The organism is Saccharibacillus sp. CPCC 101409 (assembly GCF_030518235.1).
Taxonomy (GTDB): Bacteria; Bacillota; Bacilli; order Paenibacillales; family Paenibacillaceae; genus Saccharibacillus.
Genome location: NZ_JAULSA010000001.1, coordinates 246744 through 271341, shown reverse-complemented (window position 1 = coordinate 271341; position 24598 = coordinate 246744). Strand labels below are relative to the sequence as shown.

At 58.7% G+C, this 24598-nt stretch carries 18 protein-coding genes; 4 read left to right on the top strand and 14 right to left on the bottom strand.

Features of this window, described 5'->3' with window-relative positions; genetic code table 11:
* Positions 1-53: 53 nt before the first annotated feature.
* Positions 54-455, bottom strand: a complete 402-nt coding sequence (locus QWJ34_RS01145; RefSeq protein WP_302725212.1) for a hypothetical protein — start codon at positions 453-455, stop codon at positions 54-56.
* Between the two features lie 139 nt (positions 456-594).
* Positions 595-2676, bottom strand: a complete 2082-nt coding sequence (locus QWJ34_RS01140) for a methyl-accepting chemotaxis protein (protein WP_302725211.1) — start codon at positions 2674-2676, stop codon at positions 595-597.
* Between the two features lie 255 nt (positions 2677-2931).
* Between QWJ34_RS01140 and QWJ34_RS01135 the strand changes: the two genes are divergently transcribed.
* Together QWJ34_RS01135 and QWJ34_RS01130 are read left to right on the top strand one after the other, a co-directional pair.
* Complete coding sequence (locus tag QWJ34_RS01135) at positions 2932-3813, top strand: 3'-5' exonuclease (RefSeq protein WP_302725210.1); 882 nt, start codon at positions 2932-2934, stop codon at positions 3811-3813.
* 187 nt (positions 3814-4000) lie between these two features.
* Positions 4001-4762, top strand: a complete 762-nt coding sequence (locus tag QWJ34_RS01130; RefSeq protein ID WP_302725209.1) for a class I SAM-dependent methyltransferase — start codon at positions 4001-4003, stop codon at positions 4760-4762.
* 214 nt (positions 4763-4976) lie between these two features.
* Here QWJ34_RS01130 and QWJ34_RS01125 read toward each other — a convergent pair whose 3' ends face one another.
* From QWJ34_RS01125 to QWJ34_RS01085, 9 genes are all read right to left on the bottom strand, one after another.
* Complete coding sequence (locus QWJ34_RS01125; RefSeq protein WP_302725208.1) at positions 4977-7043, bottom strand: methyl-accepting chemotaxis protein; 2067 nt, start codon at positions 7041-7043, stop codon at positions 4977-4979.
* A 264-nt stretch (positions 7044-7307) separates the two neighbouring features.
* Positions 7308-8312, bottom strand: coding sequence for a Gfo/Idh/MocA family protein (locus QWJ34_RS01120; RefSeq protein ID WP_302725207.1), 1005 nt, complete (start codon positions 8310-8312; stop codon positions 7308-7310).
* Between the two features lie 371 nt (positions 8313-8683).
* Positions 8684-9859 carry a sugar ABC transporter permease gene (locus QWJ34_RS01115; protein WP_302725206.1) on the bottom strand — a complete coding sequence of 392 codons (1176 nt, stop codon included), beginning with the start codon at positions 9857-9859 and terminating at the stop codon, positions 8684-8686.
* A 12-nt stretch (positions 9860-9871) separates the two neighbouring features.
* Positions 9872-11440 carry a sugar ABC transporter ATP-binding protein gene (locus QWJ34_RS01110; RefSeq protein ID WP_302725205.1) on the bottom strand — a complete coding sequence of 523 codons (1569 nt, stop codon included), beginning with the start codon at positions 11438-11440 and terminating at the stop codon, positions 9872-9874.
* Between the two features lie 127 nt (positions 11441-11567).
* Positions 11568-12683, bottom strand: a complete 1116-nt coding sequence (locus QWJ34_RS01105; protein WP_302725204.1) for a sugar ABC transporter substrate-binding protein — start codon at positions 12681-12683, stop codon at positions 11568-11570.
* A gap of 1248 nt (positions 12684-13931) precedes the next feature.
* Positions 13932-15221, bottom strand: a complete 1290-nt coding sequence (gene xylF, locus QWJ34_RS01100; RefSeq protein ID WP_302725203.1) for a D-xylose ABC transporter substrate-binding protein — start codon at positions 15219-15221, stop codon at positions 13932-13934.
* 38 nt (positions 15222-15259) lie between these two features.
* Positions 15260-16807, bottom strand: coding sequence for a response regulator (locus tag QWJ34_RS01095; protein WP_302725202.1), 1548 nt, complete (start codon positions 16805-16807; stop codon positions 15260-15262).
* A complete protein-coding gene (locus tag QWJ34_RS01090) occupies positions 16804-18252 on the bottom strand; it encodes a sensor histidine kinase (protein ID WP_302725201.1) in 1449 nt (482 codons plus the stop codon). Before QWJ34_RS01090 ends, QWJ34_RS01095 begins: the two co-directional genes overlap by 4 nt.
* A complete protein-coding gene (locus QWJ34_RS01085; protein ID WP_302725200.1) occupies positions 18249-19226 on the bottom strand; it encodes a sugar ABC transporter substrate-binding protein in 978 nt (325 codons plus the stop codon). The genes QWJ34_RS01090 and QWJ34_RS01085 overlap by 4 nt, the downstream gene beginning before the upstream one ends.
* Positions 19227-19461: 235 nt before the next feature.
* Between QWJ34_RS01085 and QWJ34_RS01080 the strand changes: the two genes are divergently transcribed.
* On the top strand, positions 19462-20211 hold the full coding sequence (locus QWJ34_RS01080; protein ID WP_302725199.1) for a superoxide dismutase family protein: 750 nt from the start codon (positions 19462-19464) through the stop codon (positions 20209-20211).
* A gap of 177 nt (positions 20212-20388) precedes the next feature.
* Here the strand turns inward: QWJ34_RS01080 and QWJ34_RS01075 are convergent, their stop codons facing one another.
* The 3 genes from QWJ34_RS01075 to QWJ34_RS01065 are packed head-to-tail and all read right to left on the bottom strand — an operon-like array spanning position 20389 to position 23481.
* The gene (locus QWJ34_RS01075; protein ID WP_302725198.1) at positions 20389-20925 is read right to left on the bottom strand and encodes an STM3941 family protein; all 537 of its coding nucleotides are present in this window, start codon (positions 20923-20925) and stop codon (positions 20389-20391) included.
* Positions 20926-20983: 58 nt separating this feature from the next.
* A complete protein-coding gene (locus QWJ34_RS01070) occupies positions 20984-22507 on the bottom strand; it encodes an ABC transporter permease/substrate-binding protein (protein ID WP_302725197.1) in 1524 nt (507 codons plus the stop codon).
* Positions 22504-23481, bottom strand: a complete 978-nt coding sequence (locus tag QWJ34_RS01065) for an ABC transporter ATP-binding protein (RefSeq protein WP_302725196.1) — start codon at positions 23479-23481, stop codon at positions 22504-22506. The genes QWJ34_RS01070 and QWJ34_RS01065 overlap by 4 nt, the downstream gene beginning before the upstream one ends.
* A gap of 313 nt (positions 23482-23794) precedes the next feature.
* Between QWJ34_RS01065 and QWJ34_RS01060 the strand changes: the two genes are divergently transcribed.
* Entirely contained in the window at positions 23795-24439 is a 645-nt protein-coding gene (locus QWJ34_RS01060) for an NAD(P)-dependent oxidoreductase (protein ID WP_302725195.1), read from the top strand.
* The last annotated feature ends 159 nt before the right edge of the window (positions 24440-24598 follow it).

Below are 24598 nucleotides of genomic sequence, written 5' to 3'. Positions count from 1 at the left end.
TATTCGGTTCGGTTCGATTTATCCGGTTCGGCTGTCCTTCCCGCCCGGTCCCGTTACGGCTCGCGTCCGGCTTCCAGCAGCTTCTTCAGCTTGCGGCCGCTTTCTTTCATGCTGTCTTCGGGATCGTGATGCTCCGCGTCCGGGGCTGCGGCCGCGGCTTTGTAGGGAGCCGCATTCTTCGGCAGAGGCGCATAAGCCGGATCGTTCGCCGGCCATTCGCCGAGCAGGATGCGCGTGCCGTCGGGAAGGATGCTGTACTGGCGGAACCATCCGTCCTCGCGCACCGTCAGGCGCCGGCCTGCCGCCGAAGCTTTGCGCGGCGCGGAACGCGCGGTTCGCGGCGCTTCCGGCAGTTTGAATTTGTACGCGGCCGCCGGCTGGGCGCGCTGCACCGGCTGGACGGGTTGAACGGAATGGATGCCGGTAACGCCGCTGTCGATTGTTGATATTCTCATCTTGTACCCTCCTTGACCGGTGGTGTTTACCGCCTGCGGCCCGGTGTTTCCGGTACTTTATTTATCGACATTTTTGCTTGCTAACTTAACGGATAAAGGCTGTTTCATTTAAATTTTAAAATAGTTCGATTCAAGCGATTCAGATCTTGAACTTCGCCGCCGATTCGCCGAGCTGCTGCGTCAGCTGGTCGATACTCTGCACCATGCCGGCCAGCCGCTGTACCATCCCCGACTGCTCCTGTACGGTCGCCGTGACTTCTTCCACCGAAGCCGAGACTTCTTCGCCCGACGCCGACAGACTTTGCGACGCTTCCAGCACATCGTCTTTGTCGCGTTCCATCGACTTGAATTCCGACGCCATATCGCGGATCTGGTCCGTAATCGCCGTTACGCTCGACAGGATTTCTTCAAACGACTGCTGCGTGCGGCCCACATACTCGTTCTGGCTCGACGAGATGGCGCGGATTTCGCTCACGCTTTCGTTGCTGCGCTCCACCTGCTCCAGCGTCTGCCGGATGATGCCGCCGATTTCGTTCGCCTGGTCCGACGACTGCTGCGCCAGTTTGCGGATTTCGTCCGCCACCACCGCAAAGCCGCGTCCGTGTTCGCCCGCTCTCGCCGCTTCGATCGACGCGTTCAGCGCCAGCAGGTTCGTCTGCGCCGAAATCTGGTTGATCGCATCCGTGATCTGCCCGATCCGCTGCGAGCTGTCCGCCAGCATTTCCGTTACCGCCGAGATATTGCGGATTTCCACTTCGTTCTTGGCGTTGATGTCGATCAGGCTGTTGACCACTTCGCCGCTGCTTTCGAACACCCGGCCGATCGAATCCGCGCTGCCGCGGATGACTTCCGTTTTGCGTCCCAGCGATTCGATCTTCTCGCCGATGCCGTAGAAGCGCCCGACGATCCGTTCGGTGTCGTGCGACTGCGATTCCATCGCTTTGGCGATCTCCATCGTCGTCACCGACGTTTCCCCGATCGAACGCGCGGTGTTCTGCGAAGTCGTATCCAGGTCCGCCGTATTCTGATTGAGCACCTCGATCGAATGGTTCATATGCCCGATCAGCTCGCGGTTGCGCTCGGCCATGACGTTGAAGCTGTCTGCCAGATCGGCGAACTCGTTGTGATACTTGCCTTCCGCCCGTGTGGTCAGGTCGCCGCCGGCAAGCTGCTTGAACAGGTTTGTCAGGCTTGCGATCGGAACCGTAATGCGGCGCGAGATCAGGAAACCGACCAGCAGCGCCAGCACGATCGACACTCCGCCCACGATCAGGATGCTGTGCATCAGCTGTTCCAGCGGCTTGCGGATATCGCTGTACGAATCCTGCACCACGACGCTCCAGTCCGCCACCGGAATCTTCGAGTAGCGGATATAGGAATCGTCGCTGGCCAGATTGCCTTTGGCGATGCTTGCGGAAGAATCCGCGTCCGTCAGTTCCTGCGCGCCGATTCCTTCGTACGGCTGGCCGACGAGCGACGAATCGCGCGAATCGTAGATTACCGTTCCGCCGCGGCTCGTAACGAAGATAAAACCTTCCTGGTTGATGCGCAGCTGCTCAAGCCGGTTGACGAAAAAGCTGGTTGAAATCGTATTGATGTAGACCCCGATCGTTTGGCCGCCGGTGCTGCGTACGGGCTGGGCCACCGCCACCATCAGATTGCCCGTGCTTTTCGAAACGAGCGCGTCGCTGACGTAAGGCGCCCCCGTCTTCATGACCTGCTGAAAATATTCCCGGTCCGACCGGTCGCCCTTGATCGCGTCGTCTTTGTTCGCGCCCACGACCGTCCCGTTCTTGTCCATGACCATCATCGACTCGATCCCGCTCGTGCCGGCCAGCGCTTCTTTGAACTGGTCGTTTACCCGGGTGAGCGATTCGTTCTGCGCCGAGAAGAACTGGTCGTCCGTCAGCTTCCCGCTTGCCCGCAGTTCGAGCAGGGTGCGGACTTCCGGCGTGACCGCCGCTCCGTACGCCATCTGCTGCTCCAGATCGACAGTAGTCGACAGGCTTTCGCCGATCCGGTCGGCGTTGGCGTTCATCTCGTCCTTGCTTTTTTGCAGCAGCAGATCGCCGCCGAGCCAATACGTAAACGTGCTGGACGCCGCCAGCACCACCACAATCAAACCGCCGATCAATAAAGGCAGGATTACGCGCAGCGATGTGCGTCCTCCCTGCGCTTGTTTGGTTTTCGGAGTTTTCTCCCCGTTCTTTTTTGTCCGCATCTTCCGAACTTCCCCTCTCTCTTCACTCTGTGCTTCAAGCAACCATCTGATACCTAAGCGATTTATCGGTTTTTTTCGACAAAAAAATTACACTCTTCCTTATGAAACCGGCGCGATTTCCAAAAAGATTTTTTAAACCCATTTTTTTCATCATTGAACTTTTGATTTCGATTTTTCTGAACATGAGGCGCTTTTTTTGTTAAAATAACAGGAAAGAAGTCTTTTACTACTTATTACGGCATGGAGGCAGACCTTTTGAATTATATTGTTCTGGATATTGAGTTTAACGGCCGCAAGTTCGCCAGCCCGCACCCGATGGAAGTGATCGAGATCGGAGCGGTCCGGCTGGACGAATCGCTGCAGGATACGGACACGTTCGCCGCGTTTATCAGACCGGTGTACTTCGCCAAGCTGAATTCGTTTATCAAAAAGAAAACCGGCATTCCGCAGGAATCGATCGACGCGGCGCCCCGCTTCCCCAAAGTGATCGCGCAGTTCCGCGAATGGCTCGATCTTGCGCCGGGACCGCTGACGTTCGTCGTCTGGGGCGGCGAAGATATCAAGAGAATCGTGCAGGACGTGCGCATGCACAAGCTGGAGGAAACGTACTGGACGCAGACGCCTTCGCTCGACCTGCTCAAAGGCTTCCTGCAAACGCAGGGCCTCAAGAACGACGTCAGCGTCGAAGGCGCGCTCGCCATGCTGAACCTGGAGACATCCGGGGCGGCGCACCGCGCGCTGGACGACGCGAAGATGACCGCCGATATTTTCCGCTCCGTCTACGACAAGCTGGATCTGACGCTGGTGCGGGAATACAAAGATACTTTCTCGAACTCCAAAGAACGCCGCATCGTGCGTTCGGCGGCCAAGTCGCTCGCCTCGCGCCGGATCGCGCCGACCTGGGAGCTGGCGGTCGAGCATTACCTGAACGGCAAGATCGCGCTGGAAGACCCGCGCAAAGAAGCCGAACTGCGCGCCTACTTCGACGCGCTGCCGGAATTCCCGATGCCGGCGAGAGCCGAAGAAGGCCCGGCCGCAACCTCTGCGCCGGTACACGGCGACGCGGATATCGCTTCGTCCGATACAGCCGAGGCTTCCGAAGAAACACTGGCATCGGATTCCGAGCCGCGGGCTTGAACCGGAATACCCGGCACTTTGGTGCCGGGTATTTTTCTGCCATCGCTTCTTCCATCATTCAACGTATTGTTCACAAAACGGATTCAACTGCCGTTACCGGAACCACACCAAAAAGCTCGCCTCTCTGTTATGCTGCGATTAATTGAGAATAGTTCTCAATATAATCGGATAAAAGGGGCTGCATTCAATGAGCAATGAAGTCGGTCACCGTTTTCTCGCCAAGCTGGGCAAAAAGCGTCTGCGTCCCGGAGGCGTGGAAGCGACTTCCTGGCTGCTGGGTCAGGGCGAATTCACTTCGGAATCGCGGGTGCTGGAAGTCGCCTGCAATATGTGCACCACTTCGATCGAGTTGGCGCAGCGCTATCGCTGTCAGATCACCGGCGTCGATCTCGACAGCCAGGCGCTCCAGAAAGCCGAAAGCCATATCCGGGCGGCCGGAATGGAATCGCATATCCGCGTGATGCGCGGCAATGCGATGAAGCTTCCTTTTGAAGACGAAAGCTTCGATATCGTAATCAACGAAGCGATGCTGACCATGCTGAACCGGAGTGCCAAAGAAAAAGCCGTGGCGGAATACTGGCGGGTGCTCAAGCCGGGCGGCCGGCTGCTGACCCACGATATTACGCTGGTCAAACCGGATATGGCTTCGGCGATCGCCGAGCTGCGGCAGACGATTCACGTCCATGTGGAGCCGATGCCGGTCGGAGACTGGGAATCGCTGATGCGCGGCGCGGGATTCGTGGAAGTCGATCACCGGCAGGGCGCGATGACGCTGATGAACGCGCGCGGAATGATTCGGGACGAAGGACTGCTCGGCACGCTTCGCATCGTGCGCAACGGAATGAAGAAAGACAACCGCCGCCAGTTCCGCAGCATGTCCCGTTTCTTCAACACCGTCGGCCGGGATTTGAACTATATTGCGGTATGCAGCCGCAAGCCGAACGGCTGAGTTCAAATCATTTTATGTTGGTTATCAAGATTATATACAACATGAAATGCGGTATAATATCATAAGAAAAACCTGCGATATTAGCGCATCGCAGGTTTCCGACAAAAGCCGGCGGGCAACCGCGGCGAGCCTTAATAGTCTTGTTGAACGACTAAAAAAACCACCGGTAGGCGCCTAACCTATTCCCGGTGGTTTTTGTTTTTTTCTTGCCGTTTTAAATCTTGAACTTCGCCGCCGATTCGCCGAGCTGCTGCGTCAGCTGGTCGATACTCTGCACCATGCCGGCCAGCCGCTGTACCATCCCCGACTGCTCCTGTACGGTCGCCGTGACTTCTTCCACCGAAGCCGAGACTTCTTCGCCCGACGCCGACAGACTTTGCGACGCTTCCAGCACATCGTCTTTGTCGCGTTCCATCGACTTGAATTCCGACGCCATATCGCGGATCTGGTCCGTAATCGCCGTTACGCTCGACAGGATTTCTTCAAACGACTGCTGCGTGCGGCCCACATACTCGTTCTGGCTCGACGAGATGGCGCGGATTTCGCTCACGCTTTCGTTGCTGCGCTCCACCTGCTCCAGCGTCTGCCGGATGATGCCGCCGATTTCGTTCGCCTGGTCCGACGACTGCTGCGCCAGTTTGCGGATTTCGTCCGCCACCACCGCAAAGCCGCGTCCGTGTTCGCCCGCTCTCGCCGCTTCGATCGACGCGTTCAGCGCCAGCAGGTTCGTCTGCGCCGAAATCTGGTTGATCGCATCCGTGATCTGCCCGATCCGCTGCGAGCTGTCCGCCAGCATTTCCGTTACCGCCGAGATATTGCGGATTTCCACTTCGTTCTTGGCGTTGATGTCGATCAGGCTGTTGACCACTTCGCCGCTGCTTTCGAACACCCGGCCGATCGAATCCGCGCTGCCGCGGATGACTTCCGTTTTGCGTCCCAGCGATTCGATCTTCTCGCCGATGCCGTAGAAGCGCCCGACGATCCGTTCGGTGTCGTGCGACTGCGATTCCATCGCTTTGGCGATCTCCATCGTCGTCACCGACGTTTCCCCGATCGAACGCGCGGTGTTCTGCGAAGTCGTATCCAGGTCCGCCGTATTCTGATTGAGCACCTCGATCGAATGGTTCATGTGCCCGATCAGCTCGCGGTTGCGTTCGGCCATGACGTTGAAGCTGTCCGCCAGATCGGCGAATTCGTTATGATACTTGCCTTCCGCCCGTGCGGTCAGATCGCCGCCGGCGAGCTGTTTGAACAGATTCGTCAGGCGCACGATCGGGCTTGTGATGCTGCGCGACAGAAGCGTTCCGGCCAGAGCCGCCAGCACGAGCGAGATTATGGCGATCAGCAGGATATTATTCAGCAGTTGCCCCAGCGGTTTATTGATATCGCTGTACGAATCCTGTACGACGACGATCCAGTCGGCGTCCGGAATCTTCGAGTAGCGGATATACGAGCTGTCGCTGTCCATATTGCCTTTTACGATACCGCCGGAAGAGTCCGCGTCCAGCATCGTTTGAAAACCGTCGGCTTCGTAAGGCTTGCCGGCCAGCGATTCGTCCCGCGAATCGTAGATAATCGTGCCGCCGCGGCTGGTGACGAAAATATAACCTTCTCCGTTAATGCGGATATTTTGCAGTTTGCTGACGAAGAAATCGGTCGAGATCGCATTGACGTACACGCCGAGCACTTTGCCCGAGTCGTCTTTGACGGGTTGGGCGACCACGACGATCAGATTGCCGGTGACTTTGGAGACGAGCGCGTCGCTGACGAACGGCTGGCCCGTTTCCATAACTTTTTTAAAATATTCGCGTTCCGACAGGTCCAGCTTGAGCGATTTGGGATCGTTCACCGCAACGACTGTTCCGTTTTTGTCGATCGCGATCGTCGATTCGATGCCGTTCGATCCGTCCAGCGCGTCTTTGACAAAAGCGTTCGCTTTGACATAAGGCGCATTCTGCTGCGAGAAAAATTGATCGTCCGTCATCGTGCCGGCGTCGCGCTGTTCCAGCAGTTCTTTGATATCGGGCGATACCGCCATCGTGCCTGCAAGCTGTTTCTCCAGATCGACATTTGTCGACAAACTCTCACCGATCCGGTCGGCATTGGCATTGACTTCGTCGCGGCTTTTGTCGAGCAGCAGATTCCCGCCGAAGCGATACGTGAAGAAGCTGGACACCGCAAGCATCAGAATCAGCAAAAACCCTACGTACAGCGGGAGTTTGACCTTCAGGGAAATTCGGGACAGCCGGCCTTTTTGCAGTGCGTCTCGTTTCGCTTTCATACGGGATTCTCCTTTAAGGTGGATTGGGGACAAAACAGTTGTGCAGGTCTAAGTTAAACCTAATATCGTCTTTATTCGACAAATTATTAAGTCTTTTCAAAAAATAAAAAGGACTTTTATCCCAAATTTTCTCAGACCGTTAGACCTATGTATACTTTTGAATATTTGTTTGGGGCATGTAAAAACCGCGCGCAAAAAAAGACCTCGTCCCACACGCGGTGAGAACGAGGTCTTTCGGCTTGGCGCAGCGCGCACAATTTGCGCTTATTCGAACGGATATTTCAAACCCCACTGCCCGCGTACGTTATCGAGCAGCCGCATGATGCCCAGCGATTCGGCCAGGGAGATGATCCCGCTCTCGCGGCGGCCTTCCAGCAGCGCCCGTCCGACTTCTTCGGCTTCATAGGCGTATCCTTTGATTCCGCGATCTTCGCGATCGTCCGTTACCGTCACCGGTTCTTCGCCCGAAACGTACAGCGTCGCTTCCTTGGCGAACAGGAACTGCGGAATGTGGATATAGCCGTTGGTGCCGTGAATATAAGCGTCGTTCGGCATGTTCAGGCGTACGCCGCCGTTCAGCGAAGCGGTGCGGCCGCTGCCGTAATCGAGCAGGATCGAGAAATGCTCGTCCACGCCGGTTTCGCCGATATGCGCGGTTGTCCAGACGCTTTGCGGATTCGGGCCGAACACCATCGAAGCGAACGAGACCGGGTAGACGCCCGCATCGAGCAGCGCGCCTCCGCCGAGTTCGGGATTGAGCAGACGGCCTTCCGGATTCCAGCCGGCATCGAAGCCGAATTCGGCTTTGACGATGCGGATCTCGCCGATCTTCTGCTCGGACAGCCACTTGCGCACCTGAACGAGCGGCGACAGGAAGCGCGACCACATAGCCTCCATCAGGAACAGCTTTTTCTCGCGCGCCGTTTCGATCATCTCGTCGAGTTCTTTGGCATTGACCGTAAACGGCTTTTCGCACAGCACGGCTTTACCCGCGTTAAGCGCGGTCAATACGTTTTCTTTATGGAAAGGATGCGGCGTGCCCACGTAGACCGCGTCTACTTCCGGGTCCCCGACCAGTTCTTCGTAGCTGCCGTACGCCTGCGGAATATCGAACTTGCCCGCAAATTCGCGTGCGCTTTCGAGGGTGCGCGAGCCAACGGCATACAATTCGCCATTCGAAGCATGCTTCAGGTCGGCCGCGAACTGATCCGCGATCCATCCCGTGCCGATGATCCCCCACTTGATCTTGTCTTTATTTCCCTCGCCCATCTCGTGTCTCCTCCTTATTCGTCGAAGCGTTTTGGACCGCCATGACTTGTACGGTCCTTTCCTGTTACTTTACCAGATTGCGCCATGAAAAGATAACCGGACAAGCCGGCATCCGGCAGGCGCAGCCGACAAAGCAACCAATGCTGAAACCAATACCCAAACGCCAAGCCGGCCGAAACACGGTTTCGTCCAACAAAGGTGACAAAAGAAAGGCAAAAGCTTCCGGCGCGCGAAAACGAGCGAAAAAAAACGCCCCGTTCCGCTCGCGGCGGCGCCGGAGCAAAACGAAGCGGTTCTTTAGCGGCCCGGCGTATTCTTTACCGGGCGGGCGAACCGGCGAGCAAACCCGGACCGGAGCGCCCGTAAATCGGTCAGCCTCTTTTTTTACGGGTGATAACGTCGAAGATAACGGCCAGCGCCAGAACCGCGCCGCGGATCATGTACTGGTACGAGATGCCGACGCCGAGCAGGTTCATGCCGCTCGACAGCGAGGCCATTACGACCGCGCCGATGATGGAGCCGGTCACTTTGCCGACGCCGCCGGCCGCGGATACGCCGCCGACGTAGGCCGCCGCGATCGCGTCGAGCTCGAACAGCGTACCCGCCGTCGTGGTCGCCGATTGCAGACGGGCCGTGTACAGAATGCCGGACAGGGCGGACAGCATGCCCATCGAACCGAATACGATATAGGTAATCTTTTTCACGTTGATCCCGGTCAGGTGCGCCGCTTCCGGGTTGCTGCCGACCGCGTAGATATGACGGCCCAGCACCGTTTTCGTCGTCAGAAAGTGGTAGATCGCCACGACGATCAGCGTGATGACGACCGTCCACGAAAAGCCGTTGTAGCCGGCCAGAATCCAGGTCACGTAAGCGATGATGATCGAAACGAACACCAGCTTCAGCGCGAAGATCTGGTTCGAAGGCACTTCGAATTTGTATTTGATCTTGTTTCTGCGTTTGGAGATTTCCGCGTACACGAAGTACAGGATCACCAGCGCGCCGATAATCAGGGACAGCAGGCTCAGGCCGCCCACTTCGCCGATCGAAGGCAGATAGCCGTTGCCGAGCGCGTTGAACGCTTTGTCGCGCACGATGATCGTACCGGTTTTCTCCGTTACTTGAAGCAGCGCGCCCCGGAAGATAAGCATGGCCGCGAGCGAGGACACGAACGCCGGAATGCCGACCGACGCGACCAGCACGCCATTGAACATGCCGATCACGATGCCGAGCACCAGGATGATCGGGATGGTCAGGTAGACCGGAACGCCGAGCTGCGACAGCATGATCGCCGCGATCGCGCCCATAAAGCCGGCCGCGAAGCCGACGGACAAGTCGATATGCCGGATAACGATAACGAGCGTCATGCCGACCGCAAGCACCGCGATATAGCCGGTGGCGTCGAGCAGGTTGCTGATATTCCGCGAGGAAATAAACAGCCCGTTCGTCATGATGGTAAAGGTAAGCATAATCACGAACAAAGCGATGTACATGCCGTAATCGCGAATATTTTGTTTAAGCATGGTTTTGGCTTCAGTGAAGAAGTTCACGGGTTCACCCTCCTATTGCGTGGCAAGCTGCATAATTTTTTCCTGATCGGCGTGTTCCGCCGCGATTTCGCCTTTGATCCGGCCTTCGGCCATGACGTAGATCCGGTCGCTCATGCCGAGCACTTCGCCGAGCTCGGACGAGATCATGATAATGCTCATGCCCTGGTTGATCAGTTTGTTCATGATGGTATAGATTTCGAATTTGGCGCCGACGTCGATGCCCCGCGTCGGTTCGTCCAGGATCAGCAGCTCGGGTCCGACGAACAGCCATTTGCCGAGCGAGACTTTCTGCTGGTTGCCGCCGCTCAGGTTGCCGACGATCTGTTCGACCGAAGGCGCTTTGATCGCCATGGAAGACTTGTAATCGTTGGCGACTTTGACTTCTTCGTTGTCGTTGATGACGCCGCCCGGGGCGATGCCTTTGAGATTCGCCGCGCTGACGTTGCTTTTGATATCCTGGATCAGGAACAGCCCGTCGCCTTTGCGGTCTTCGGTTACGTAAGCGATTCCCGCTTTGATGGCGTCGCTCGTATGCTTGAAATTGCGCTTCCTGCCGTCGACGAACAGCTCGCCGTCCAGCTTGTAGTTTCTCGGATTGCCGAACACGCTGAGCGCGAATTCGGTCCGTCCCGAGCCCATCAGGCCCGCGATTCCGACGATTTCGCCTTTGTTGACATGCAGATCGACGTTCTTGACGATGTTCCGGCCGAGCTCCGAATCGTAGGCGGTCCAGTTCTTGACTTCCAGGATCGTTTCGCCGATTCGTTTGTCCGGACGCTTCGGATAGATGTCCTCGATATCGCGTCCGACCATGTTTTTGATGATCGCCGCTTCGGTAATCTCTCCTTTGGAGCCGTCCAGCGTGCAGATCGTGCGTCCGTCGCGCAGAACGGTGGCTTTGTCCGCGATCGCGATCACTTCCTTGAGCTTATGCGAGATCATGATGCAGGTGATGCCCTGGTTCTTCAGCTCGCGCAGCAGCTCCAGCAGGTTCTCGCTGTCGTTCTCGTTGAGCGCGGCCGTCGGTTCGTCCAGGATCAGCAGCTTCACGTCCTTGCTCAGCGCTTTGGCGATTTCGACAAGCTGCTGCTTGCCGACGCCCAGGTCGCGGATCAAGGTCTCGGGATTGACGTTCAGCTTGACTTTGCGCAGCATTTCTCTCGCCTGGATGATCGTTTCGTTCCAGTCGATCACGCCGCCGCGCTTCACTTCGTTCCCTGCAAAAATATTCTCGTACACGCTCAGATCCGGGAATAACGCGAGCTCCTGGTAAATGATCGCGATGCCCGTTTTGACGCTGTCGCTGATCTTGCCGAACTGCTGCACCGTGCCTTCGTACACGATATCGCCCTCGTACGTTCCGTACGGATAGACTCCGCTGAGCACCTTCATCAACGTCGATTTGCCCGCGCCGTTTTCGCCGACCAGAAAGTGAATCTCCCCTTTTTTGACCTGGAAGTTCACGTCCGACAGCGCTTTGACGCCCGTAAAATTTTTGGAAATGCCGCGCATTTCCAGTATGTTGCCGTCCGCCCGTTTCGCGGAGCCGCCATTCTTTTTATCCAGTATGCTTCCGCCCATTTTCTGCACTCCTTACTTGCCGGCTCACTACGAAATAGGAACGGTAAGTTCCCGTCCCTACTTCGCAGCCGGCTTTTTGCTGGTACTGGCTTTTGCAAGACCGCTTACGGATTCGCGTTTCCCGGGCTTACAGGCCCGTGAAATCGCTCGCTTTGTAGTATTCCGAATCGATCAGTTCTTTTTTCACGTTCTCTTTGTCCACGACGATAACGTCGGTTTGCTTCGCTTTGATGTCCGCGCTGCCGTTGTTGTACGAACCGGTCGTTTCCGGCGTTTTGCCGTCGAGCACTTCGACCGCCATGCCCATTGCGTCTTTAACGAGCGTGCGCACGTCTTTGAACACGGTCATGGACTGCTTGCCGTCGATGATGTACTGGATAGAAGCCTGCTCGGCGTCCTGTCCGGTAATCACGTAGCTGGTGATTGCGCTGTCGGAACCGAATACGTCGGCGATGGAACGGGATGTTCCGTCGTTCGGAGCCAGGATGACAACGTCGCCTTTCATGTCCGCGGCTGCCGCCGTCAGGTGGGTTTGAGCTTTGTTCTTGGCTTCGTTCGGATCCCAGTTGGTCGTAACCTGGCCGATGATGCTGCTCATTTGGTCGCGGGTCAGGTCTTTGGTGTCTTTCAGCTTCTCGGCTTCGCTGGAGTTGGCAATCTTGAACGTGCCGTCCGCGATCTTAGGCTGGAGCACTTCCCATGCGCCCTGGAAGAACAGGAACGCGTTGTTGTCGGTTGCGGCGCCTGCGTACAGGTAGAGCGGCTGTCCGCTGCCTTTGCTGTGGTCGATCAGGTACTGGCCTTGAGCCGCGCCTACCGCGAGGCTGTCGAACGTTACGTAGTAATCGACCGCGTCCGTGTTGGTGATCAGACGGTCGTAGGAGATTACCGTAACGCCGTCTTTCTTGGCTTCTTCGACTGCGGCCGCCGCGGCGTCGCCGTCCTGCGGGCAGATGATCAGCACTTTAATGCCTTTGTTCAGCAGCGTTTCCACGTTTTCTTTTTCTTTGGCGGAAGAACCCTGGCTGAACAGGATTTCGGTGTTATATTTCGTGCCGGAGAGCGCGTCCTTGAAGCGCTGTTCGTCCTGCACCCATCTCGGCTCGTCTTTCGTCGGCAGGACGATCCCGACGCTTACGCTGCCGCCGCTGCCGCTCGTGCCGTTGTTGCTGCAGGCCGCAGCGAGCGTTGCGAACATCATCACAACGAGCAGAAGCGCGATTCCTTTAAAGCGTTTGGTCAATTGAATTAACCCCTTTCACATGTGTCTGTTTTCTGACAAGTCCAACTATAACACCGCTTTCATTTCCCCGACCGCCTCATCGCTAGCACTCTTTTGCGACCTTCTGTAATTTTTTAAGGAAAAGGGGTAAGCGTTTGCAAAAATGTACTGCAGATAGGCTCGCGTCGCCGCGCCTTTGCATTCTCGCTGTGATTTCGCTGTTCCGCCGGCTTTCTCGCATCCTTCTCCGGCTAACGGAACGTCATTCCGCTAGAAGGCTTCAATGGGAGGCGCGGCGTCCTTTTGGCCTGCTTAGCGTCGCTGCGTTCCGTTAGAAATCTGAACAGGAGATTTGGGCTTGTTTAGAGCGTCGCTCATTTCCGTTAACGGACGGGCGATTGCAATCGAGGATCGGGTTTGGAGGTTGAGAACGGGGCTGGAAATTGAGATTGAGGTTGGGAGTTGGGGTTGAGCCGCACAAAAAAGACGGTTCCGGATAGAACCGCCAGGGTATCGAGAAAGCCGGATATGATTTCGAACGAAAAATAGCGACGCTGGTACACTTATTTGGAGCGAAACGCTTCGATTTTTTCAAATAGCGACGCTGGTGCAATTATTCGGGAGCCAAAGGCCGAATCGAAGCGGAAAAGCTCGAAATAATGGTATGAGCGTCGTTATTTTCTCAAAAACATAAGATTAAGCTTGAATAAGAGGCTATACGCAGCTATTTTAGATTGATCCTGCCGCTCGCTTTATTTCTCCAGCCTTTTCCCCGACCTTTCCTTCCAATCGCCCCCCCCTACTTTGTCCCCGATGAATGTAACGTTACGCCGGTCTGAGATTCGTACCCGACCCGTGTACGAAGTCTACGGCGGAATCGCACTTGAACCATGCGCCTTTCAGCCAAACGTAACCTCCCCTTTGAAGGGTGACAAAGCACTGCCTTAGTACTTTGTCAACTCTTAATCATTGGTTTATGTTCAACTGAAACGCACACGCTTTAGGTGCGATTCAGTTGAACATAACCTTACCTTTAGCGTTGACAAGGTATTAGGTTTACATCCAATCGTTTCTCGACAATCTGACGATTCCGGATGGAACCGCCTGTGCGGACGATATGATCGGCCGAAGGCGGAGCGCGTATGAATCGGCCGGCTCGGGCCGAGTCATACGGATGCCGCGCCGGCCGGATTGGACCGATTCATACGGATGCGGAACCGGCGGAATCGGCCGGTTCGGGCCGATCGATCCGCGCACCGAGCCGGCCGGTTATTCGCCGCTCGCCGCGTACACGTCTTCGCGCGAGTGGTACCCGTCCGCGATCACGGTCTCCTCCAGGTTGGAGGCGTCGACCGCGATCGGGGCCAGCAGCACCGACGGCACTTCGATCTTGCCGTTGTTGACGCGCCGGTTCGTCTCGGGAATCTCGCCGCGCGCCAGCTCGACGGCCAGCTTCGCCGTCTCGGCGGCCAGCCGGCCGATGGGCTTGTAGACGGTCATCGTCTGCTCGCCCCGTGCGATGCGGCGGATCGCCGCCAGATCGGCGTCCTGCCCCGCCACCGGCACACGGCCCGACAGGCCGTGTTCTTCCAGCGCTTGGACCGCGCCGCCGGCCGTCGCGTCGTTGGCGCCGATCACGGCATCGATGCCGCCGCTGCCGTTCGCGTTCAGCGCTTCGCGCATATTGTCCAGCGCATGCACGGGCTTCCAGTCTTTGGACCACTGGTCGTATACGACCCGGATCTCGCCGCGGTCGATCATCGGCTGGAGCACCTCGAACACGCCCTGCTTGAACTGGTGCGCGTTGTTGTCCGTATCGGCGCCGCCGATATAGACGTAGTTTCCTTTCGGCACGAGCTTGACGATCGCCCGGGCTTGGAGGCGTCCGACCTGCACATTGTCGAACGAGACGTACAGATCGACGTCGGCGTTGCGGACCAGCCGGTCGTACGACAGCACCTTGATGCCGGCATCGTGCGCTTTCTTCACAAGCGCCGCCGTGGCTTCCGCGTTGTGCGGCACGATCACGAGCACGTCGACGCCTGCGCTGATCATCGCTTCGGCCTGCGCGATCTGCCGGGCGTCGTCGCCGCTCGCCGACTTGATCACCACTTCCGCGCCGAGCGCTTCGGCCGCTTCCCGGAACAGATCCCGGTCTTTCTTCCAGCGCTCCTCCAGCAGCGTATCCATGGCGAAGCCGATCTTGATCGGCTTCGCTTCCGCGGCGGGCTGCGCCGCCCCGGACTCCGTCCCCGCGGCCGCCCCGGAACCCGCGCCGCCTGCGGCCGTGCCGTCAGCCCCGGCGCCGCCCCGCGCGCCGTTTCCCGCCGAAGCGGCTCCGGCTTCGGCAGCCCCTTCTTCTCCGCCGGCCGGAGCCGCCGGAGACGTCGAAGACACCGAAGAGCCGCCAGCCGGAGGCGGAGCGGCGCCCGGTTCGTTCCCGCGGCCCGAACAGGCCGCAAGTATACCCAGCGTCAGCAGCGCCGCCAGCAACGGCAGGACAAACCGCAGCCGTATGGGTCCAAGCGATAAACGCCGCTGTTCGCTTTCTGCTCTCAAGCCAACGCCTTCCGCTGCGCCCCCGCTCGATCGCCCGGTCATTCCCCGCCCCCCAGCAGAGCCCGGCGGTACTCCGTCGGCGAGACGTCGCACAGCTTTTTGAATACTTTGCTGAAATAATTCGGGTCGTGGTAGCCCACTTCGAACGTGATTTCTTTCAGACTGCGCGACGGATCGCTCATCAGCTTCTTGGCCCGCTCGATGCGGCACTCGGTCAGGAAATCGATATAGTTCACGCCGATCTGTTCCTTGAACAGCTTGCTGATATAGAAAGGGCTCAGCTCGAACTTCTCGCCGATCGCTTCGAGCGAGATGTCCTCGTGCGAATGCTCCGTGATATACTGTTTGATCCGCCGCACCGTATCGGGCTTGATCCGCTCCACATGCTCGGCGTAAGCCTGGCGGATGCGGTCCAGGATCGAACCGGTCTCCGCGCGCAGCTGCCGGTAATCCTGCGCCTGGAACGAGAACGTCGGCGTGCCGATCTCCACGCCCATCTCCGCCAGCACACGCGAAGAGACCCACAAGCGCTCCGATACGCGCTGCTGCGCGTGCAGCCGGTCCGCGCCCTCGCTTTCGCAGCGGCGCAGGAAATCCAGCGTTTCCGCCCGGATGCCGTCCCAGTCGCCTACCCGGATCTGCTCGAAGAAATGCCGCTCCCAGCGTTTGTCCGGATAATCCAGGATGGAATTCGAACCATCGTTCTCCGGCTTGTCGGCGTACAGGCGGTAGTGCACCGGCTGCGCCGGATCGGGAGTCGCGAGCAGCGCTTCGCGGTAGGACTGGCGCACCTGCGCCAGCGATTCGCACACGCCGCCGACGCCGACGAACCATCCGCTTTGCGAATGGCCGCCCGCCGCTTCCAGCAGCAGACGCGCCAGCTCGTTCGCCTGGGCGCGAAACGACCGCCCCGCATCGCGAAAAGCGATGATCGGGATCTGCCGGCCGTACAGCGCGCCGACCCAGCCGGCTCCCTCGCGCCGCACCCGGTCGCGGATCGCCGCGTACGCGCCTTCTTCGCCTTCCGGCACCAGCACGGACAAAGCGAAGACTTCGCCGCGCGCGTCCGCGCCGAGCCAGGACACCAGCTCGTCCGAATGCACTTCGTGCACATGGTCGAACAGCAGCTGCGTGACGATGTCCGTCTCGATCACCGGCATCACCCGGCGCAGCGCGTCCTCGCGCATCAGGCTGCGCTCGCGGTCCAGACGTTCCGCCAGCGCCTGCTCCAGCACGCGGCCGACCGTCGCTTTGATCTCCGACGCTTTGCTCGGCTTGAGCAGATAGTCTTTGACGCCGAGCTTGAGCGCCCGGCGGGCGTAGTCGAACGTATCGTAAGCGGTCACCATCACGATCTTGATCTCCGGAAACCGCTCCCCGATCCGCTCGGCCGCTTCCAGCCCGTCCATGCCGGGCATTTTGATATCCATCAGAATCACGTCCGGCCTGAACTCTTCCGCCAACCCGATCGCCATTTTTCCGTTTTTCGCCTGTTCGATCTCCAGATCGGGGAAGCCTTTTTGCAAAATGGCCTGCAGCCCTTCGCGCCCGACCTGTTCGTCATCCACGATCAGCAGTTTGGTCATGGTTCGCTTCTCCTCGTCTTCGGTATTTTGAGCAGCACCCGCACGCCGCGGCCTTCGCCGCTGTCGATCTCGATCACGTCTTCGATGCCGTAGAACAGCCTCAGCCTGCGCACCACGTTGCCGAAGCCGATACCGGTCGAATGCCCTTCCGCTTCGCCCTCGCCGTCGCCTTCTTCCAGAATGCGCCGGATCTTCTGCCGGCTCATGCCCGGTCCGTTGTCGGCGACTTCGATCATGACTTCGTCGCCTCCGTCGGCGATGCGGATATCGATCGTGCCTCCGTCCTCGTTCGGCTCGATCCCGTGAATCACCGCGTTTTCCACGATCGGCTGGAGCGTCAGGCCCGGGATCGATACGGACAAACAGCTGTCGTCGATGTCCAGATTCAGCCGCAGCCGATCGGTAAATCTCGCGGTTTGAATCTCCATATACTGCCGGATGACCCGGACTTCGTCGTGCAGCGTAACCGACCGGTCCAGCCGCTTCAGATTGTAACGCAGCAGCCCGGCCACGCTTACCAGCAGATCGCTTGTTTCCTCCGCGCCTTCCAGAAAAGCTTTTTTGGACAGCGTATCGAGGATATTGAACAGAAAATGCGGATTGATCTGGCTCTGCAAACTGCGCAGCTGGCTTTCCTTAAGCAGCAGACGGCTTTGTTGAAGCTCGCTTTCCAGCCGCGCTTTTTCCCGCATTTCCAGAATCAGCTCGTTGAGGTTGATGCGCATATGCTCGAACGTCGTGGCGAGAAACGCAATTTCGTCCGTGGACGAGACTTTGATCTGCCGGTCGAATCTGCCTTTGGCCAGTTCCTGCGCGGCCTTCGTCAGCTGTTCCACGGGACGCGTGATGCTGAGCGAGAACCAGTAGGTGAACAGCAGCAGCCCGAACGTAATCGCGAGCAGAATCCAGATGCCCAGCTTCTTGAGTTCTTCCGACTGTTCGATAATGCTCCGGTAGAAACGCTGGTACGTGTTCAATTCCATATCGAGCAGCGTCAGCGTCATCTCGGAAATATAGCGGGAAATCCGCGTCGCTTCCGAAAAAGCCTGCTCCGAATCTTCCGTTTCCCGCTCCGAGCGGAACATGACCGAGCGGTCCGTCGTTTCGATCAGGCTGTCGATCAGATTCATGTAGCTGGTGAGCGCGAAATCGTTCTGCCCGTTGCGCAGCGCGCCGACCGCCTGCCGGGCTTCCCTGAGCTTGTCCTGGTTGCGGTGCAGGCCGCTCAGATTGCCTTCGGTGGGCGTCAGCAGATAATTGTTCAGCGAAGTGACCGCCTGCTGGCTCGATACGGTGACTTCGTTCATGCGCAGATAGCGCTGCAGGATATCGTTGTACTGGTCCTGCGTTTTCTGGTTATAGTACGTCAGCATCATCCAGATCGCGACCATGATAAACATGACGAGCGCGGTCAGGGTCCATATTTTCCGCTGAATCCCGATCATTGCAGATCCGCCGCCGTCAGCATCCGAATATCGGTGAGATAGCCGTCCGCGTTCAGCGGAACCGTCTCGCCGCTCAGCCACTCCGTCATCAGCCGCACGCTCATTTCGCCCATCTCCTCCGGCGACTGCTCAACGATCGCGTCCAGTTTGCCTTCGCGCAGCAGCGGCAGGATATCCGGATTGTCGTCAAACGAATAAATATGATACGGATCGACCTGCGCACGCCGCCCGATCTCCTGCACCATGGCGCCGGTCAAGCCGGCGTCCACCGAGATGAATGCGTTTACATCGGGAAAACAGTTCATGCTCTCCTGCGTCGCCGCAATCACCCGCTCCTGTTCGCCCGGCGTCCGCACTTCTTCGAGAGCGATCGCCGGATAAGCGGCCAGCACACTGCGCACGCCTTCGAGCCGCCGGAGCTGGTCGTATTCGTCGCGTTCGTCGGCCATCAGCACCACCGTTCCTTTGTTTCCCATATCGCGCACCAGCCGCTTGGCGATGAGCCTCCCCGCTTCGTACGGGTCCGATCCCACATACGTTCGGCGCATGCTGCCGGACATCGGCACGTCGCTGGCGACGGTAATCACGGGAATGCCGTAAAAAGCCGCTTTGACTTTGGTCAGGTCGTCGAACGCTTCCGTGTCCATCCCCTGCACGATCACGCCGTCCACTTTGGAATCGATCGCGATCTCAAGCTGTTTCAGAAAATCTTCCCGGTCCTCGCCGTAGCTTCCCCATACTTCCAGATTCGCCCCGAGTTCCCGGGCCTGCCGAGCCGCGCCTTCTCCCACTCCGTTCCAGAACGGCGTGCCGAGATCCTGCGTAATCAGGACGAGCCGATACCGGTCGCTCTGCCGGGGCTCCGCCTGCGGCGGCTGCCAGCCGGACTGGACGAAGCGGATCGCCGAAATCATCGTGAAAAATAAAAAAACGACGCAAATCGAGCCCAACGCCAGGCTGATCGTCTTATGCAAACCCGTATCCCTCTTTCCATTTTAAGGATATTACCATTATAGCATCCATCCCGCCTGTCCACGAAGCGGTCCGGTCAGTTTTTCTACTGTAGCAAATCCTTCGGTAATTGGATAGACACTTTTTACAGATCTTCATATGTAACCATTTTCATTCAGAGTTTCGGCGCGGGAACGCAGGGGTAAGGGACCTCAAAGCGGGCGTTCGCGCCCAATCCGATCAAGGAGGAATACAATCATGCCAAAGAAACCTCTGGGTAAACGTCATTTGGCCGCTTCGTTCCTGTGCGGAGCCGTCTTGTTCTCCGGACTGTCTGCCGCAGCCGCCACGCCTACCGGATCGTCCGTCGTATCCGCCGTTTCGTCGAAGCTCACTTTTTTCGCTTTCGGCGAACGCCAGGCGGTGCAAACGCCGACAGGCAGCGACGGAACCCTGCCTCCGCAGTCCCTTGTGTATAACGGAACCACGTATGTGCCGCTGCGCGCGATCGGCGATATGCTCGGCGTGCCCGTTTACTGGGATGCGACGAACAACGCCGTCTCGGCGGGCCAGGCCAAAACGATCGTCAAAAACGCGGACGGCAAAGTGCTCGGCAGCATCGACTTCACCGCCGAAGACAAAGGCGTTCGCGCCAATATCAACCTGACGGGCCTGCCGCCGGGCAAGCACGGTATCCATATTCACCAGTCCGCGATCAAGGGCAGCGACTTCGAAACGGCGAAAAGCCACTTCAACCCGACCGGCCACCAGCACGGCCACGACAATCCGAAAGGCGCGCATCTGGGCGACTTTACGATGAATCTGACCGCCTCTTCGACCGGCTCCGCCAAAGCGGAAATGTTCCTGGAAGGCGTCAACCTCAAGCGCGACAGCTCCATGTCCATCGCCGGCCGCTCCGTGATCATCCACGCCGGTCTCGACGACCAGAAGACCGATCCGTCCGGCGATTCGGGAGACCGGATCGCGGGCGGAAATATCCCGAAATAATACGGGAGATTTCGCGCCTTGGCGGAAAATATCCCGAAGTAATACGGGAGATTTCTCAATACGGCGCATAGCGCGCACAAAAACACCGACGGAACCTTGCGGTTTCCGTCGGTGTTTTTTATCGGGCATTTTCCGGCAAAACCGGTACGCTTTCCGCCGCTTTATTCCATTCACGCCTCACGCGTACCATTTCCAGCGGGCTTTCATTTCTTTCAGAATCGCTTCGGCCTCGTCCCGGAAGCCCTGCATCGCGATATTGACCGGAAACGAAACCAGGCCGCGATTCGCTTTCATCAGACTTTTTTTGAAGCGGTTTTGCCGGTTCAGGAACGCTTTGGAATCGTGCAGGCCGACTCCGATAAAGCGCTGCCCCATAAACTCGTAAGCCTCGATCCCGCTGATATCGGTCCAGGCAACAAAACCGGCGCTCCCCGCCGAGCCGCGGTCGTACAATCCTTTTTCATCCAGGGTCAACGCGGGAATCACGTTCAAAGCGCGAAACAAGCCGAACCCGGTTCCCGTCAATCCCAGCAGCAGCGACAGCACGCCCATGATGCCGCCGAACAAGGAATGATCCGGTCCCGGCCCGAAGCCGAGCAGCATCAGATAGAATCCGGCGGCGACGAAGATCAGGCCAAGCAGCGCGATCTTGAGCATACTTCCTCTTGCATGGTAGAAACGGACTTCCGTGCCGGAACGATCTGCCTCCCGCATGTCCTGCTTCCTCCCTTTCTTCGGCGCTTCGCCGCCGCTTGTCCGCTTCCGCCCCTGTTTATTCCGCTTTGAGCAGTCCTTTTTCCGTCAAAAAGTCCCGGGCCACGTCCGCCGCCGGACGGCCTTCCGCGTTGACCGCATAGTTCATCTGCCGCATCTCGTCGTCCGTGATCTGTCCGGCCAGAACGTTCAGCGTATCCGCCAGTTCCGGGTGCTTGTCGAGCGTGCTCTGGAGCATCATCGGCGCGCCCTGGTACGGCGGGAACAGTCCTTTGTCGTCTTCGAGCACGGTCAGATCGTACTGCGCCAGTTCGCTGTCCGTCGAATACGCGTCGAGCAGATCGATATCGCCGCTCTCGATCGCCTGGTAGCGCAGCTTGGGCTCCATCGTGAACACCGTATGGAACTTGATGCCGTACAGCTTCTGGATGCCCAGATAGCCGTCTTCGCGGTCGGAGAATTCCAGTGTGAAGCCCGCTTCCAGATTGTTTTCCAGCGGCTTGAGATCGGAAATCTTCTCAACCTTGTACTGCTCCGCCAGCTTCTTGGACATAGCGACCGCATACGTGTTGTTGTAAGCCATCGGCGCAAGCAGCGCTATGTTGAACTGCTGCTTCATGCCGTCCCTGGCCTGTTCGTACACGGCTTTCGCGTCGGTGCTGACCGCGGTCGTTTTCATAAACTCGCTGATCGCCGTGCCGGTGAACTCCGGATAGATATCGATATCGCCGTTCTGAAGCGCGCTGAACACGAACGACGTTTTGCCGAAGCCCGGTTTCAGTTCGACGTTCAGATCCGTATCCTGTTCGATCAGGTCTTTGTACATATTGATCAGAATTTCCGGCTCCGCCCCGAGCTTGCCGGCGATCACAAGATCGGCTTTGCCGCCCTGCCCGAACAAAGGGATCAGCAGGAACAGCAGAATCACCACCGCAAAGCCGCCGAGCGCGGTCAGCGAGCGCCGGAACGACAGCTTCTCCAGGAAGCGCAGGGCGAAGTCGAACACGATCGCCAGCAGCGCCGCGGGAATCGCGCCGAGCAGGATAAGGTTGGTATCGTTGCGGTCGATTCCGAGCAGGATCAGTTCGCCCAGACCGCCGCCGCCGATCAGCGCCGCCAGCGTCGCCGTCCCGATAATCAGCACGGTCGCCGTGCGGATACCGGCCATGACAACGGGCATCGCCAGCGGCAGTTCCACTTTGAGCAGCCGCTGGCGCGCGTTCATGCCCATCGCGTCGGCCGCTTCGAGCAGCGACGGATCGACTTCGCGCACGCCGGTATACGTATTGCGCAGAATCGGCAGCAGCGCGTAGATCACAAGCGCCACGACCGCCGGCACGCGCCCGATGCCGAGCAGCGGGATCAGCAGGCCTAGCAGCGCCAGCGAAGGAATCGTCTGGAGCACGGCCGTTACGCCGATGACGCCTTCCGCGCCTTTGGGATGCCGCGCCAGCAGCAGACCGAGCGGCACGGCGATCAGCGCCGCGAGCAGCAGCGCGATAAACGACAGGGCGATATGCTCGCCGAGCACGTTCCAGAGCTGGCTCTGGCGTTCGCCCAGCACGTCGAAGAAGGTCTTCACTTCGCCACGCCTCCTTCCTCGAACTCGCGCGCAATCCGTTTGAGCGTCTTATCGCGTTCCAGCACGCCGACGACCGCGTCGCCGCGGCGCACCAGCAGGCGCTCTTGCGCCGCAAAATGCCACAGCAGTTCGCCCGTTTCCGTTTCCGCTCCGATCGTGACCGCGCCCTCCGAAGCCAGCCGGTTGTCCGGTGTGATCGGTTCCGCCAGATCGCCCGCCGTCAGCGCCGGCACGCGCGGCTGCGCGGCCTGCAGTTCGCCGCCCAGGAACTCGCGCACGAAGTCGTTCGCCGGATGATTCAGGATGTCCGCCGGACGCCCGAGCTGGACAATCTTGCCTTCGTTCATCACGCAGATGCGGTCGCCCAGCTTCAGCGCTTCGCGCATGTCGTGCGTTACGAACACGATGGTCTTGTGGATGCTGCGCTGAAGCTCCAGCAGGTCGTTCTGGAGCTTCTCGCGCGTTACCGGATCGAGCGCGCTGAACGGCTCGTCCATCAGCAGGATGTCGGGGTCGGCCGCCAGGGCGCGAACGACGCCGACCCGCTGCTGCTGGCCGCCGGACAGCTCGGACGGCCGCTTGTCGCGGTACACGTTCGGATCGAGCCCGACCATGTGCAGCAGCCGGTCGACGGTCTTCGCCGTTTCTTCGCGCGGCGCGCGCTTGAGCTCAGGCACGATGGCGATATTCTCGGCGATCGTCATATGCGGAAACAGCGCGATCTGCTGGAGCACGTAGCCGATATTCCAGCGCAGCTCGCTCAATTTGTATTCGCCGATCGGCCTGCCGCCGATACGGATCTGGCCTCCGCTGTTTTCGATCAGCCGGTTGATCATTTTGAGCACCGTCGTTTTGCCGCATCCGCTCGGACCGATCAGAACGAAGAACTCGCCTTTTTGCACGGAAAAAGACAGACCGTCGACAGCCGTACGCCCGTCTCCGTAGGTCTTGGTAACGCGTTCGAATGAGATCATGGTATTCTCCCGATATTTGTCGTAGAAGCGGCCGACCGGCCGCTGTTCTCTTCTATCAATACCCGGTGGAAGCCGCTTGGCACCACGCCCGGTAAAAAACGCCCGCAAAACGCCGCGCCGTTCGGATCGCCATGTATTCGCGCGGGCGGGCCGCAGCCTCTTTTTCAAAGCCGAAATCCCGTTCTTCCCCCGCTTCCCGCCCGCAAAGTTGAAACCTCAGCGCCGGACTCGCATAATAGAAATGTAGGAATCTCCCTGTAAGCTGCGACCAATCGCAGCGTGCAGCATATTGGTTATGGAGGGCAAGGGCAACATGAATCAATCCAACCTCATCGCCGTAATCGGAGGAACGGGCAGCGCCGGGCGCTACGTCGTCAGCTGCGCTTTGCAGCAGGGCTACAGAGTCCGCATGCTCGTCCGAAACGCGCGCCCTATGCAGCTCCCGCCCGACATGGCCGGACGTTTGTCCGTCGTTCAGGGCGACGTCATGCGCTTCGACTCGCTGCGGGAACTGCTGACCGGCTGCGCCGCGGTCATCAATACATTCGGCCGGCCTCCGCAGGAAGAGCCGGTCTACAGCGTCGTTACCCGGCGCATCCTGGAAGAAATGGAGCGGGCGGGCATCCGCCGCTACATCGGCGTGACCGGCACCTCGCTGACGCTCCAGGGCGACCGCAAGTCGGTCGGCGCGCGCCTTGTGTCGCGCATGCTGCGTTCGCTGCATCCGCAGTTCGTCGAAGACCGGCTGCGCGAACTGCATGTGCTGCAAAGCAGCGCCGCCGACTGGACGCTCGTCCGGCTCCCGATGGTCAAGGAAGGCCAGGGAGGCTGCGCGGTCAAAGCGGATATCGCCCGCATGACCGGCAACCGCGTGTACAACGGAGACGTGGCCCGCTTCCTGGTCGGGCAGCTTCAAGACCCCGAATATATCCGCCGCTGCCCGTTTATCGGGAGTTAGCAGCTTGCCTCACCTTGATCAGTCGGCTTTCGATCGGCTGAATCGCACACGGTTTTGGTGCGATTCAGAAGAGCGAAACCGTTCATCCGATTGAGGCAAGTCGCTAGCAGCTTGCCTCACCTTGATCAGTCGGCTTTCGATCGGCTGAATCGCACACGG